This window comes from Streptomyces marokkonensis (genome assembly GCF_039539045.1).
In the GTDB taxonomy this organism is placed as follows: Bacteria; Actinomycetota; Actinomycetes; order Streptomycetales; family Streptomycetaceae; genus Streptomyces; species Streptomyces marokkonensis.
Genome location: NZ_BAABCQ010000205.1, coordinates 1 through 13,001, shown reverse-complemented (window position 1 = coordinate 13,001; position 13,001 = coordinate 1). Strand labels below are relative to the sequence as shown.

Sequence of the window (13,001 nt, the reverse complement as noted above, 5' to 3'; positions counted from 1 at the left end):
GCGTGCGCCGTAAGATACAGACTCACCGGTTTCATTTTCAAGGCGATCCGCGGGTTCCGGTTAGGGAAGGGGCATCACGTCACGCGACGTAGCCGGCCGGCAGGACACCGCACCCTTCGGGTGCGGCCCGACCGGCTCGCCGTGAAGAACTCATAGGCCCTGATGGGAACGGGTCGAAGTGCTCCTTCCCGGAGGGGCCGGGCGGCCGGGCGGACGACGCCGCGGCCGCGACCACCAGTGACGACGCTGCACTCGGCGGCCGAGCGGTCACCGGACGGGGGCGCCCGGGAACCCCCTCGGGACAGGGCGCCGGCGGGGCCGCACGCGGCGGCCCGGCCGGGAGGGCCCGGTGCGGCCGCACGGACGCTCCGCCGCACCGGGCCCTCCCGGGCCGCTCCCCGAGGGGGTCCGGCGGCCGGCCGGCCCCGAAGTGCGGTGACCGGAAGTGGGCTGCCTGCACCTCAGGATGCGCCATTTTCCAGACCGCCCGTGCTGTTATTGAGGGCCGCGTGAGGCCCTCTGGGCCCCGCCGGCCGCCTGTGAACGTGCCCGGGCGGAGGGAAGCCGACTGCGCGCACCGGAACGCCGCCGGCATTCGGGTGTGCCATTGCGGAATGCGGAAGCCGCCCGCCCTCCCGGGGTGTTCCGAGGCCTCCAGCGGGTCCCGAGCCGTCGTCGACCACGGGCATCGACCGTGAGCTGGACGCAAGGGGAGGAACGGTATGGAAAGTGTCCGGGACGAAAGCGCGTGGCTCAGGGTCGAGCGCGGCTGCGCCACCGAGGAGGAACTGGCCGCCGTCACCGTCACGCTCGTGTCGCTGGCGGCCGGCCGGAGCGCGTCGCGCGCGGAGCGTGCCGAGAGCCGGATGACGGCACCGTGGGGCCGGCGCGAACGGGCCCGGACCTACAGGGCGCCGCGCAGCTGGCGGTGACGTCCGTCCCCGTCCGGCCGCCCTGCCGGGTCTCCTCGTCAAAACATTCCAAGTGTCTTGTTTCTGGTGACGAGGGCCGTGACGACGTCCGCAGCCGACGACCCATTCTGTCCGCCTCAAAAGGGAATCAATCCGGAGTAAGACGGAGATTCAGACCGGCGAATGGGTGTGATCAGGCGGTTGAGGACGAGTGAGCCCGCAACAGAAACCAGCTAGCCGGTTTTGTATTGACAGGGGGTCGGAGATCCCATTGAATCGGTGACCGGTAGGAGTCGCCCCGCGAGCGGCACCGGTCCTGGTTCAGGGGGAGAGGCTGTGGACATCAAAGTGCTCGGCGCGTTGTCGGTACGGGAGAACGGGGCCCTGATCATGCCAACGGCCCCCAAACCGAGGCAGGTTCTGGCTCTGCTGGCGCTGCGCGCCGACGAGGTGGTGCCCGTGCCCGCCCTGATCGACGAGCTGTGGGGCGCCAACCCGCCGCGCACGGCCCGCACCACGCTGCAGACGTACGTCCTGCAGTTGCGTGAGCTGATCACCGCGGCCCGGGAGAGGGGCGAGGCGCAGGAGCCGGGGAACGGCACGTGGCGTGCCGCGAAAGACGTGCTGGTGACGATGCCCGGAGGGTATCTGCTGTCCAGCGGCGACAGACGCAGCGATGTGCGCATGTTCGATCACCTGGCCGCACTGGGGTACCGGGCCATGGACGCGGGTGACTTCGCCGGTGCGGCGCGGCAGTTGCGCGAAGCCCTCACCCTGTGGACCGGGACCGCCTTCGCGGACGTGCAGGCGGGGCCACAGCTCGAACTGGAGATCAAGCGTCTGCACGAGAGCCGGCTGTGCGCTCTGGAGCGGCGCATCGAGGCCGAACTGCGTCTGGGCAGGCACCGGGAGGCGCTGGCCGAACTGACGGTCCTGGTGAACCGGCACCGCACGCACGAGAGTCTGCACGCCCAGTTCATGCTCGCGCTGTACCGCTCGGGACGGCGCACCGAGGCCCTGGACGTCTACCGGCGGCTGCGCTCCACCCTGGTCAGGGACCTCGGCCTCGAACCGACCGCGGGGCTGCGTCGGCTGCAGCAGTACATCCTCGCGGCCGACGACGACCTGTCGGGCGAGGTGCCGGTCGCCGCCCAGCCCGTTCATGCGGTCAAGGAGCGGCTCGCGCCCGCCCGCTGAGGGTTCAAGGCGTGCTCGAGGCAGGCCGGGGAGCAGCGCGCTGTGCCGGTGGCAGCCCGTCACCATCGACGGGGGAGCGGGCGCTGTGGCGGGCGGTGCGTCGGGTGGAGGCGTTCGCCCCGGATTTCGTGTCGGTCACCTACGGCGCAGGCGGATCATCACGGGAGCGCACCACCGAGATGACCCGCCGCATGGCCGCGGAGACGACGCTGCGCCCGGTCGCCCACCTGACCGCGGTGGGACACAGCGTCGCCGGCCTGCGGCGGATCATCGGCCAGTACGCCGACGCGGGGATCGGGGACGTGCTGGTACTGCGCGGGGATCCGCCCGGCGACCCCCAGGGGCCGCCGGTTGCGCACCCGGACGGCTTCACCCACGCCCGGCAACTCGTCGAACTCGTCGAACTCGTCGAACTCGTCCGGTCCTCGGAGGACCTCACCATCGGCGTGGCGGCCTTCCCGGAGAGACGTCCACGCTCGCCGGACTGGGAGTGCGACATCCGGCACTTCGTCGCGAAGCGCCGGGCGGGCGCCGACTGCGCGATCACGCAGATGTTCTTCGACGTGGAGGACTACCTGCGGCTGCGCGACCGGATCGCGGCCGCGGGCTGTGACATCCCGATCATCCCGGAGATCATGCCGGCCACCGACATCCGCCGGACCAGCCGTTTCGCCGAACTGTCCGGTGCCGCGTTCCCCCAGGACCTGGCCCGCCGTCTCGACGCCGCCCGTAGCGACCCAGGCGAGGGACACCGGGTGGGTGTCGCCCACGCCACCGCGAGGGCCGAACGCCTCCTGGCCGAGGGCGCGCCGGGCCTGCACTGCATCACCCTCAACAAAACCACGCCGGCCCTGGACATCCACGCCGGCGTCCTGACTCTTTCCAGGAGCCCTCCCACCCGCTGAGTCGCACCACGGGCGTGCTGATCGGTGGACACACCGGGCTCGCGCAGGCTCCCGAGAAACCCTGGCGGCACACCGGCCGCCGCCGGGCACACGCACCTGGCGGCCGATGTGCCGGGCCGGCCGTCAGCGCCGCCGCTGCTCGGCGTACTCCTTGGCGAGGCGCAACGTCGCCGTGCTGTTCGTGCTCAGCGCGGTGCGCACGTAGTCACGTGCCTGCGCGACGTCCGCGTCCGGGCCGAGAACCCTGGCGATGTTGTCCGTGTTCAGGACGACGGTGTGCTGCGACGACGCCGCCGTCCCCTCGCCATGGTCCTTGAACGTCCAGATGCCGGTGTGCAGGGCCATCAGGGCGGGCAGCGTGAACTGCCTGTAGGCGATCCTGCGGTGCGGGAACGTCACCCGGTACGACGTGGTTGTGTGCGTCGAGCCGTCCGCGGCCTTCGTGTCCATCTCCAGGGTCTGCAGACCGGGCGGCTCCTCGGCCAGGCGCGCCCGCGCCACATGAGGCAGCCGCTCCTGCCACCGCTGCGCGTCGTTGATGAAGTCGTAGACGTCCCGCGCCGCACCGTCGACCTGCACGGTGTCGGTGAAGGAGAAGGTCAGCTCCGTGGCAGCGTTGCCTGACTCCAACTGCGGCTTGAGCGCGGCCAGTTCCGAGCGGCACCGGCGATCCGCCTCTTCGACGGCCCCACCGGTGCCGCGACCGGCGCGCCGCAGACGCACGCTGGACTCGGTCGCGGACCGCGACTCGATCACCCAGGCGCCTTCCAGCGGCGCTCCCGGCAGGCCGGGCTCCTCGTCCTGGAAGTCGATGCGCAGGCCGTACGGGTCGAACACCCGGGTGGAGGTCCAGGTCCTCGCCCGGCCGTCCACGACCTCCCAGACCTGGATGCGTTCCCCGCGCGTGAGCGGTTCGACCCGGTCGACGTGGACGACCGAAGGAAAGATCCTCGGCCAGTTCCCCACCTTGGACAGAAGCCGGTAGACGGCGGTGGCCGGGGCCGAGACGACGATCTCGTGCTCGACCACGTTGCTGGCGGACGTGCCGGGAGAGGCAGGCATGGTCATGCTCCTGGAATCGAGGAGGGTCGAGGAAGATGCAGAGGTCACCGGTTCCGGCGGATCGGCCGGCGAGCCGGTCACCGCAGCGGGTCAGACGTTGCGGGCCATGACGACGTCGACCGCGATCTCGATGACCGCCGCGCCGGGCGGGTTGAGCCACTCCTTCTTGTAGCGCTCGGCGTAGCGGCGTGCGCCCTCCGCCAGGCGCTCGGGGTCGTCATGGACCGTGCCGGTGCCCTCGAGGGTCACCCACGAGGAGACCTCGTCCCGCTGGCACAGAGCGACCCGGCTGCCTGGTGCCGCGACCAGGTTCCTGGCCTTCTTCGACTGACCCCCTGTCATGACCCGAGCCAGTCGCGCTTCGCTGTCCCAGGTGAAGCTCACCGGCACCGCATGAATGGTGCCGGTGGGACGCAAGGTGACGAGAACGGCCTGGCCGGGCTCGGAGAGGAATTCCTCGATCGCGTCGGAAAGCGGCCAGGACTGCGTGTCCCTGTGCCCCTCCGGCATTTGGCCGACGATTGGTTTACGTCGATTGCTGACTGCCACTGGTAGATTTCTCCTTCGCGGTCTTGTCGTCCGCAGCACCGCCGCCGATGAGACGCGGACTCGCATACTGCCGGCTTCGATGGAGCGAGCCAACGCTACATCAGCCCAACAGGTGTCCAACTGCGAATAGGGCCCGGTGCACGGGCGGCAGAACGGCTTGCCGCCCAGAAATGTTCAACCGGGAGCAGTACCCGGTTGAACACGCCGGTGTTTGGTTATCGTGCCTGCCGAACGGCGCCTCATCGACCCGCATCAGGTGCATCGCACGAGGAGTTGGAAACGTGACCAAGGACGCGATCGTCGTCGGCGCCGGGCCGGTCGGGCTGATGCTCGCCGGCGAACTCCGGCTCGGCGGCGCGGATGTGGCCGTGTACGAGAAGCTGCCCGCGCCGAGCGGGGAGTCCCGGGGAGTGGGATTCACCCGACGGGCAGCCGAGATCTTCGACCAGCGGCAACTGCTGGACCGATTCGGTGAGGTCGAATGGGCCCAAGGTCATTTCGGCGGCGTGCGCATCGACTTCGGCAAGCTCGACGACAACCATTTCAGTGTCAGGGGAATTCCGCAGTTCCACACCGAGGAGATCCTGGAGGCCTGGCTCCGGGAACTGGGCGTCACGGTGCACCGGAACCACGAGATCACCGGTTTCCGTCAGAACACGGACGAGGTCACCGTGCAGTTCACCGGCCCCGACGGGGCCGGCGAGGAGAGCGCCCGCTATCTGGTGGGCTGCGACGGCGCCCGCAGTCTCGTCCGGAACTTGGCCGGCATCGACTTCCCCGGGTGGGGCGCCACCCGCGGAATGTACATGGCGGACGTGGTGGGCAGCGGAGTGCAGCCCCGGCCCATCGGCGAGCGCGTCGAAGGCGGCATGGTGATGGCCTTCGACCTGCAGAACGGTGTGGACCGGATCGTCATCCACGACGAGAACCTGCGCCCCCACGAGGACCGCAGCACGCTGCGCTTCACCGACATCGCGGACGCCTGGCAGCGCATGACCGGCGAGTCCCTGCACCAGGCCGAGGTCCGCTGGATCAGCTCGTTCACCGACACCACCCGGCAGGCCTCCGCCTACCGGGCCGGCCGCGTCTTCCTGGCCGGTGACGCCGCCCACATCCACATGCCGGCCGGAGCCCAGGGCATGAGCGTCGGAGTGCAGGACGCGGTCAACCTCGGCTGGAAACTCGCCGCGGACATCACCGGCTGGGCCCCCCAGGGGCTGCTCGACACGTACCACAGCGAGCGCCACCCGGTGGGCCGGATGCTGATGCGCAACACCCGGGCCCAGACGCGGCTGTACCTCAGCGGCGCGGAGATGGAACCGCTGCGCCAGGTGATGGGCGAGCTGGTAGGCATCCCGGAGGTGGCACGGCACCTGGCCGGCATCGTCAGCGGTCTCGACGTCCGTTACGACATGGGCGGCGCGACCCATCCGCTGGCCGGGCTGCGGATGCCGCCCGACCAGGTCCTGCGGCGCGCCGGGGCCGGGCGGGTGCGGATCGCCGAACTCCTGCACACAGGCCGGCCCGTGCTCGTCGTCGCAGAGTCCGGTGCGGCCGGCGAGGCGACGGCGCGATGTGCCGACGGCTGGGCGGACCGGGTCGATGTGGCCGTGGGGACCTGGGACGACGCGGCCGCCGCCGGCACGGGCCTGCCGCAGTCCGTGCTGCTGCGGCCGGACGGCTATGTCGCCTGGGCCGCACCCGGCAGCGACAGCCTGCCCGCGGCGCTGGAGCGTTGGTTCGGCCGTCCCCGCTCCACGGTCCGGGCCGCCTGACACCGGGGCGCCACCCCCGGCACCACGGATACCTGACGATCTTCCAACTCAAGGCGTACTTCGTCTGCGCGAGGAGCGTGCATATGTCCCAGGGCGTGATCATTGTCGGCGCCGGGCCGGTCGGGCTGATGCTCGCCGGCGAACTGCGGCTGGCCGGCGTGGACGTCGTCGTCTACGAGAAACTACCGGCCGCCACGGGCGAGTCCCGCGGCCTCGGTTTCACCGCACGGACCGCCGAGATACTCGACCAGCGCGGCCTGCTCGCGCGCCTCGGCGAATTCAGGTGGGGCAGGCAGGGCCACTTCGGCGGGGTCCGCATCGACTTCGGCGAGCTGGCCGAGAACCACTTCGGCGTCATGGGACTGCCCCAGTCCCGTACCGAGGAACTGCTGGAGAAGTGGTGCACGGAGCTCGGAGTCACCTTCCGCCACGGCTGCGAGGTGACCGGCTACACCGAGACCGACGAACAGGTCGTGATCGGCTTCGAGGGACCCGACGGCCCCGGGCAGGACTCGGCGCTCTACCTCGTGGGCTGCGACGGCTCGCGCAGCACCGTACGCACTCTCGCCGGGATCGACTTCCCCGGACTGGCCGCCACCCGCGGCATGTACCTCGCCGATGTCGTCGGCGCCGGTCTGCGGATGCGCCCCATCGGAGAGCGGGTGCCCGGCGGTGGCATGGTGCTCTCGGTCACCCTGGAACCCGGCGTCGACCGGATCGTCATCCACGAACCGGGCATCCGCCCCGATCACGGCGTCGGCGAGCTCACGTTCACCGAGGTCGCCGACGCCTGGCAGCGCATGACGGGGGAGTCCGTCCACCACGCCTCCGCCCGTTGGATGACGGCCCTCACCAACGCCACGGGCCAGGCCGCGCAGTACCGGCGCGGGCGCGTACTGGTCGTCGGCGACGCCGCCCACGACCATGCCCCGCTCGGCGCGCAGGGCCTGAGCGTCGGGCTCCAGGACGCGGTGAACCTGGGCTGGAAGCTGGCCGCCACCGTCAACGGACGGGCCCCCGAAGGGCTCTTGGACACGTACCACGACGAACGCCACCCCGTCGGCGCCGAGCTGATCCGCAACACCCTCGCCCAGTCGCTGCTCTACCTCAGCGGTGAGGAGATGGAACCCCTGCGAGCGGTGATGCGCGAGCTCGTCGAGGTTCCCGAGGCCGCGCGTCACCTCGCCGGCCAGGTCAGCGGCCTGGACGTGCGCTACGACCTGGGCGCCGGCGGCCACCCGCTGCTGGGCGCGCGCCTTGACCCGGCGCTGGAGCTGACACGACCGGACGGTGCCCGCACCCGGGTGGCCGAGCTGCTGCACGCCGCACGCGGTGTCCTCGTCGTCACCGGGGCGGCCGGCGCACAGGCGGCCGAGCCGGCCCGGGGATGGACGGACCGCGTCGACGTGGTCACCGGCTCCTGGAACCGGGCCGACGCAGCCGGGCCCGCCGGGATCCCCGAGACCGTGCTGCTGCGCCCGGACGGGCACGTGGCCTGGACCGGTCCGCAGGACGCCGAACTGCGCACCGCCCTGGAACGGTGGTTCGGTACGGCGGTGTGACACCGGCGAAGGGCCGGGGCCGCAACGGCGAACGCCGTCGCGGCCCCGGCCCGTTCCTCAACCGAGCAGAGAGCCACCGGTGGCATCGATGACACTGCCCGTGATCCACCGGGCGTCGTCGGACGCGACGAACGCCACCACGTCAGCGATGTCCTCGACCCGGCCGACCCGCTTGAACGCCGAGAGCTCGGCCATGCGCGCCACGGCGCCGGGGTGGGAGAAGAGGGGACTCCCGTTGTCGGTACGCCCCGGCGCCACGCTGTTGACCGTGATGCCGCGCTCGGCGACGTGGCGGGCCAGGTGCAGGGTCAGCTGGTCCACGACGCTCTTGGACATCGCATAGGCGATCATGTCCGGCTGGGCACTGCGGGTGATCCCCGAGGAGATGTTGACGATGCGCCCTCCCGAGGGCATCAGCTCGAGCGCACGCTGCGCGATGAGGAAAGGAGCCCGCGCGTTCACCGCGAGGTACCGGTCCAGCAGCTCGGGGGTGACGTCCTCGGGCACCGTGGGACGTCCGCCGTACGCCGCGTTGTTGACGAGGATGTGCAACGCGCTCGATCCGGTCCGCTGCGTGAGCTCCCGCTGCAGCTGTGCGAAGAGGTCTGCGATCCGACCGGTCTGTGACACGTCACCCCCCACGGTGAACGCATGTCCGCCCTCCTCGTGGATCAGTGCGGCCGTCTCCTTGGCCTCGGCCTCGCCGGACGCGTAGTGCACGGCCACCAGCGCGCCGTCCCGCGCCAGCCGGCGCGCGATACCGCGCCCGATGCCCCGGCTCGCCCCGGTGACCAGCGCCGTCCTGCCTGTGAGCCCACCCATGGCAGCAATTCCCTTCAAAAGCGATGGCAAGGTAATTCACGTCACTTCTTCGGCGCCTCAGCATGACGAATTATCGCGGACCCGTCGAGTGGGAAAGGGGTGTTCAAGTGCGACTGCACGCACGGTCGAACGATGCGACCATGGGCCATGCAAAAGAAGACGAAAAAGGACGGGGTGACGAGTATGTCGACGCAATCATTTCGACCCGTTGACGTGCCGGACAATGCGGAACTGGCGGCAACGTTGGACGGTGATTTCCGCAGCGAATACGCGGAGGTGAACGGAACGCGGCTGCACTATGTCACGGGCGGCAGCGGAGACCCGGTCGTCCTGCTGCACGGCTGGCCGGAGACCTGGTGGGCCTTCCGGAAGATCATGCCGCAGCTCGCCGAGCGGTACCGGGTCATCGCCGTGGACCACCGGGGCATAGGAATCCCCGACGAACTCAAGCCGGTGGACGGGTTCTCGAAGAAGAACATGGCGCGCGATGTCCACGAGCTGCTCCGCTCCCTGGGACACAGCAGCGCCCATGTCGTCGGCCACGACATGGGGGCGATGGTCGCGTTCAGCTTCGCCGCGAACCACCCCGAGGCGACGCGGCGACTGGTCCTGCTCGACGTGGTCCACCCCGACGAGACGTACTACAGCAGGCCGATGCTGCGACGCCCCGGCACCGGATTCAACATGTGGTGGATGGCGTTCAACCAGGTACGCGACCTGCCCGAGCAGCTCCTCGCCGGCCGCGGCCGGTACCTGATCGACTGGCTGTACACGCACTCCCTCAGGAACCAGGAAGCGGTCACACCGCTCGACCGTGCCGTCTACGCCCGGGCGTACGACACCCCTGCGGGCATACGGGCCACCAACGGCTATTACCAGGCGTACCACCAGGACATCGAGGACCTGAAGGAGTACGGCAAGGTGACGGCCCCGGTGCTGGCCCTGGCCGCGCCCACGCAGTTCGACCAGGTCCGGGAACAGCTGTCGGGCATCGCCACCGACGTGCGCATGGTGCGGGTCGAGAACTCGGTGCACTGGCTCGCCGAGGACGACCCGGACCTGGTCGGCCGCGAGGTACTCGGCTTTCTCACCGGGTGAGCGGCGCACCCCGCGGGGGCGGGGCGGCGCCCAGCGCTCACCGGGCGGCGAGCTTCTCCACGGCGACCGCCATGTCGGCGGGGGTGGCAAGCGAGGCCATCTCCCGGGACAGGATGCGCGCCCGCTGCCCGTACCGGGGATCGGAGAGGATCTCCCGGCAGCCGGCGGCGATCTCCTCGGTCTGGTCCTGGTCCGGCGCCTGCGTCGCAAGGGCGATCCCCGCACCGAAGTCGGACAGGGCGCGCGCGACGATCTCCATGTAGGAGGCCTCGGGCGTGATCAGCTGCGGCACGCCGGCGTGCATCGCGGTCATGGCGGTGACGCCGCCTCCGTGGTGCACCAGCAGATCGCAGGTCGGGGCGACCACGTCGAGCGGCAGCCACCCGATGTGCACGTCGTCCAGTTCGCTGCCGAGCTTCTCGGTGACGTGGTCGGGCGCGGCGATCAGGACCTCGGCGCCCGTCCGGGCCAGTTGGTCCACCAGACCCCGCAGGGCGCCCGCCGACTGGAAGGCCAGGGCCCGGGTGCCCGTCGTGATCACCACACGGCGGCGGTCGGCGGGACGGGTGAACATCCACGGCTCGACGCGGCGCTGGCCGTTGCCCGGGACCCAGCGCATGAGCTGCCCCTGGGGGCCGGCCGACGTGGGCAGGCACGGGCGCAGCGAGGGCGGGCAGACGTCGATGGACAGGGCGGGATCGGGCAGCCCGGTCAGGCCCAGTGCGCTCAGTTCGGGCCGCAGCTCGTCCTCGGCGCCCGGGTCGGCACCGTCGGTGGGCACGACGTCCCAGGCCTGGCGCACGTACGGCACCTGGAGGTGCGCGGCGAGCAGCCCCGCGGCATAGGTCATCGAACCGCCGACCACCGCGTCGGGACGCCAGGTGCGCGCGAGGTCCCGCAACGCCTCCAGCCCGGCCGCGGCCATCCTGCCGAACGCGCGCCCGGTGTGCAGCATGTTCTCCCGCGCGTCCTTCGGAGGCTCTATCCGGTTGCCGGAGCGGTCGAACCGCATGAAATGGAAGACCGGCTGCGGGACGATGGAGACCGAGGGGAGACCGATTCCGGCCGCGATGTCAGGAAGCGGCTCGTTGGCGGCCACCAGAACGTCGTGACCGGCATTGCGAAGTGCCGTGGCCAGGGGCGCAATCGTGAAGACGGTTGCCGAGCTGCCACCGGCAATGAAGAGGAGCTTCATGGAGTTTTGTGGGCTTCCCGTGAGGCGATGAATTTCGGGCGACGAAATTTCACGTACCGGATGACTCGCTATGGCTGCCATGGTGCTGCTTCTCGGGATACCGAGTCAACGCCATCCATGTGCAGGGTGTTCAACTGCGGAAAATCAACCTTGGACACCTCCGGGCCGGCTCGCAATAGTCACGGTGTGTACGGAGCATCCGATGGAGGGGGCGGGAGCGTGAAGAGGCCAGTCGTGGCGGTCACCGCGGACGCGGTCACCGCGAACTGGGGTGTCTGGGGCGCCATACCGGCTGCCGTGCAGCCCTGGACGTATCTCACCAAGGTCGCGGAGGCGGGCGGTTCACCGTTCCTGCTGCCGCCGATGCACGAAGCCGTCGAGGACCTGATGGCCGGGGCGGACGCGTTGCTGATCACCGGCGGCGCCGACATCGACCCCGCGCGCTACGGCGCCGAGCGGGACCCGCGCACTTTCCCGCCCGACGAGTTGCGGGACGCCACGGACCTCGCCGCGCTCGCCGTGGCGGAGCGGCGGGGCATCCCGGTCCTGGGAATCTGCCGCGGGCTGCAGGTGATCGCCGTCTCCCGGGGCGGAACGCTGCACCAGCATCTGCCCGCGCACGCGCCCACCGTGCCGGGGCGTCACACCCTGCGGGACATCACCGTCGCGCCGGACTCCGTCCTGGGCCGCGTCCTGGGCGGATCGACCACCGGGCAGTGCCACCACCACCAGGGGGTGGCCGAAGCGGGCGAGGGGCTGCGTGCCACCGCGTGGGCGCGCGAGGACGGTGTCATCGAGGCGGTCGAAGACCCAGGGGCGCGCTTCCTCGTCGGGTTCCAGCCCCACGCCGAGGAAGGCGGCGCCGAGATCACGGGTCTGTTCAAGGCCTTCGTCGACGCGGCCTGGTGAGGGGGCCCACGCCGGGAGGGCGGCAGGTGTCAGGCCTCCCCGGCGGACGCCTACGCCGGGTCCGGCAGGTCCACGAGCGCGAGCTTGGCCGGGTCGACCACGGCCGAGATCCGCGTGATCCGCCCGTCCAGGACTGTGAAGGCGAGCACCGACAGCGGCCGGCCCTCCTCGTTCCAGGAGACCATCCCCGGCAGCCCGTTGACGAGCACCGGGCGTCCGCGGGTGGCGGCGTTCGAGGCCAGCCGCGCGCCGGCGGCGACCTCGGCGGCGCCGATGGTGACGACGACACCGGCGGGGGTGTCGACGGCCAGTTTGACCTGGGGGTCGAGCACCTGCAGCAGCCCTTCGAAGTCACCGTGCCGGCTCGCCGCCAAAAAGGCCTCCACCACCTCTCGCTGTTCCCGCTCGTCACCTCCTGCACGGCGGGGCGCCTGCACCTTCTTGCGGGCCCGGCTGGCGAGCATCTTGGAGGCCGCGGTGGACTTGCCGAGAATCGTGCCGATCTCCTCGAACGGCACGGCGAACAGGTCGTGCAGGACGAAGGCGAGCCGCTCACTGGGCCCGAGCGACTCGAGTACCACCAAAAGCGCGAGGCCGACGGATTCCGCGAGCACCGCGTCGTCCTCGGGGGCCGGGCCGTCGTCGAGCGTCATCACCAGTTCGGGCAGAGTGTCGTCGTAGGACGCCTCCGGGCGTGCCTGGCGCGAGCGCAGGAGGTCCAGGCTGATCCGTCCGACCACCGTGGTCAGCCAGCCGGCCAGGTTGTCGATGGTCTCCGTGTCCTGGCGGGACAGACGCAGCCAGGCCTCCTGGACCACGTCCTCGGCGTCCGCGTGCGACCCGAGCATGCGGTAGGCGACCGCGCGCAGCCGGTCGCGCTGGGTCTCGAACGTCTCGGCCACGGGGTCGGTCGGGCTGGTCTCGGTCATGTTGTTACCTTCCTCGGCTCTGCTCCGTCATGGGTGATGACGGGCAACGGCCCGCTCACGTAACGGACTGAAGGAGCAGGAAAAATG

12 protein-coding genes are annotated in these 13,001 nt (G+C 70.6%); 7 read left to right on the top strand and 5 right to left on the bottom strand.

Annotated elements, in window-relative coordinates:
* Nucleotides 1–722: 722 nt before the first annotated feature.
* The 3 genes from ABEA26_RS32160 (at nt 723) to ABEA26_RS32150 (ending at nt 3,013) form a co-directional block, all read left to right on the top strand.
* Entirely contained in the window at nt 723–932 is a 210-nt protein-coding gene (locus tag ABEA26_RS32160; RefSeq protein ID WP_345597118.1) for an acyl-CoA carboxylase subunit epsilon, read from the top strand.
* A gap of 315 nt (nt 933–1,247) precedes the next feature.
* Nucleotides 1,248–2,108, top strand: a complete 861-nt coding sequence (locus tag ABEA26_RS32155; RefSeq protein WP_345597116.1) for an AfsR/SARP family transcriptional regulator — start codon at nt 1,248–1,250, stop codon at nt 2,106–2,108.
* Nucleotides 2,109–2,119: 11 nt separating this feature from the next.
* Nucleotides 2,120–3,013: a methylenetetrahydrofolate reductase gene (locus ABEA26_RS32150; RefSeq protein WP_345597114.1), complete on the top strand. Its 894-nt coding sequence runs from the start codon at nt 2,120–2,122 to the stop codon at nt 3,011–3,013.
* Nucleotides 3,014–3,136: 123 nt separating this feature from the next.
* Here the strand turns inward: ABEA26_RS32150 and ABEA26_RS32145 are convergent, their stop codons facing one another.
* Nucleotides 3,137–4,075 carry an aromatase/cyclase gene (locus ABEA26_RS32145; protein ID WP_345597112.1) on the bottom strand — a complete coding sequence of 313 codons (939 nt, stop codon included), beginning with the start codon at nt 4,073–4,075 and terminating at the stop codon, nt 3,137–3,139.
* A 90-nt stretch (nt 4,076–4,165) separates the two neighbouring features.
* Nucleotides 4,166–4,585 (bottom strand): pyridoxamine 5'-phosphate oxidase family protein, encoded by a 420-nt coding sequence (locus ABEA26_RS32140; RefSeq protein WP_345597111.1) that lies wholly within the window; start codon nt 4,583–4,585, stop codon nt 4,166–4,168.
* A 320-nt stretch (nt 4,586–4,905) separates the two neighbouring features.
* On the opposite strand from ABEA26_RS32140, the gene ABEA26_RS32135 reads away from it, so the two are divergent.
* Nucleotides 4,906–6,399 (top strand): FAD-dependent monooxygenase, encoded by a 1,494-nt coding sequence (locus ABEA26_RS32135; RefSeq protein WP_345597110.1) that lies wholly within the window; start codon nt 4,906–4,908, stop codon nt 6,397–6,399.
* Between the two features lie 83 nt (nt 6,400–6,482).
* Entirely contained in the window at nt 6,483–7,961 is a 1,479-nt protein-coding gene (locus ABEA26_RS32130; RefSeq protein ID WP_345597109.1) for an FAD-dependent monooxygenase, read from the top strand.
* A 57-nt stretch (nt 7,962–8,018) separates the two neighbouring features.
* On the opposite strand, the gene ABEA26_RS32125 is transcribed toward ABEA26_RS32130, so the two are convergent.
* Entirely contained in the window at nt 8,019–8,783 is a 765-nt protein-coding gene (locus tag ABEA26_RS32125) for an SDR family NAD(P)-dependent oxidoreductase (RefSeq protein ID WP_345597107.1), read from the bottom strand.
* A 213-nt stretch (nt 8,784–8,996) separates the two neighbouring features.
* Here ABEA26_RS32125 and ABEA26_RS32120 point away from each other — a divergent pair, with 213 nt between their 5' ends.
* Nucleotides 8,997–9,881, top strand: coding sequence for an alpha/beta fold hydrolase (locus ABEA26_RS32120; RefSeq protein WP_345597105.1), 885 nt, complete (start codon nt 8,997–8,999; stop codon nt 9,879–9,881).
* A 37-nt stretch (nt 9,882–9,918) separates the two neighbouring features.
* Here ABEA26_RS32120 and ABEA26_RS32115 read toward each other — a convergent pair whose 3' ends face one another.
* The gene (locus ABEA26_RS32115; protein WP_345597103.1) at nt 9,919–11,076 is read right to left on the bottom strand and encodes a nucleotide disphospho-sugar-binding domain-containing protein; all 1,158 of its coding nucleotides are present in this window, start codon (nt 11,074–11,076) and stop codon (nt 9,919–9,921) included.
* A 219-nt stretch (nt 11,077–11,295) separates the two neighbouring features.
* Between ABEA26_RS32115 and ABEA26_RS32110 the strand changes: the two genes are divergently transcribed.
* The gene (locus ABEA26_RS32110) at nt 11,296–11,985 is read left to right on the top strand and encodes a gamma-glutamyl-gamma-aminobutyrate hydrolase family protein (protein ID WP_345597101.1); all 690 of its coding nucleotides are present in this window, start codon (nt 11,296–11,298) and stop codon (nt 11,983–11,985) included.
* Nucleotides 11,986–12,035: 50 nt separating this feature from the next.
* On the opposite strand, the gene ABEA26_RS32105 is transcribed toward ABEA26_RS32110, so the two are convergent.
* Nucleotides 12,036–12,914 carry a sigma-70 family RNA polymerase sigma factor gene (locus ABEA26_RS32105; RefSeq protein ID WP_345597100.1) on the bottom strand — a complete coding sequence of 293 codons (879 nt, stop codon included), beginning with the start codon at nt 12,912–12,914 and terminating at the stop codon, nt 12,036–12,038.
* Nucleotides 12,915–13,001: the final 87 nt, after the last annotated feature.

What these genes read in the sequence shown, in the direction of transcription:
- ABEA26_RS32160 (WP_345597118.1), top strand. Translation starts at nt 723, where the DNA reads ATGGAAAGTGTCCGGGACGAAAGCGCGTGGCTCAGGGTCGAGCGCGGC.
- ABEA26_RS32145 (WP_345597112.1), bottom strand. Translation starts at nt 4,075, where the DNA reads ATGCCTGCCTCTCCCGGCACGTCCGCCAGCAACGTGGTCGAGCACGAG.
- ABEA26_RS32115 (WP_345597103.1), bottom strand. Translation starts at nt 11,076, where the DNA reads ATGAAGCTCCTCTTCATTGCCGGTGGCAGCTCGGCAACCGTCTTCACG.
- ABEA26_RS32130 (WP_345597109.1), top strand. Translation starts at nt 6,483, where the DNA reads ATGTCCCAGGGCGTGATCATTGTCGGCGCCGGGCCGGTCGGGCTGATG.
- ABEA26_RS32125 (WP_345597107.1), bottom strand. Translation starts at nt 8,783, where the DNA reads ATGGGTGGGCTCACAGGCAGGACGGCGCTGGTCACCGGGGCGAGCCGG.
- ABEA26_RS32140 (WP_345597111.1), bottom strand. Translation starts at nt 4,585, where the DNA reads ATGCCGGAGGGGCACAGGGACACGCAGTCCTGGCCGCTTTCCGACGCG.
- ABEA26_RS32105 (WP_345597100.1), bottom strand. Translation starts at nt 12,914, where the DNA reads ATGACCGAGACCAGCCCGACCGACCCCGTGGCCGAGACGTTCGAGACC.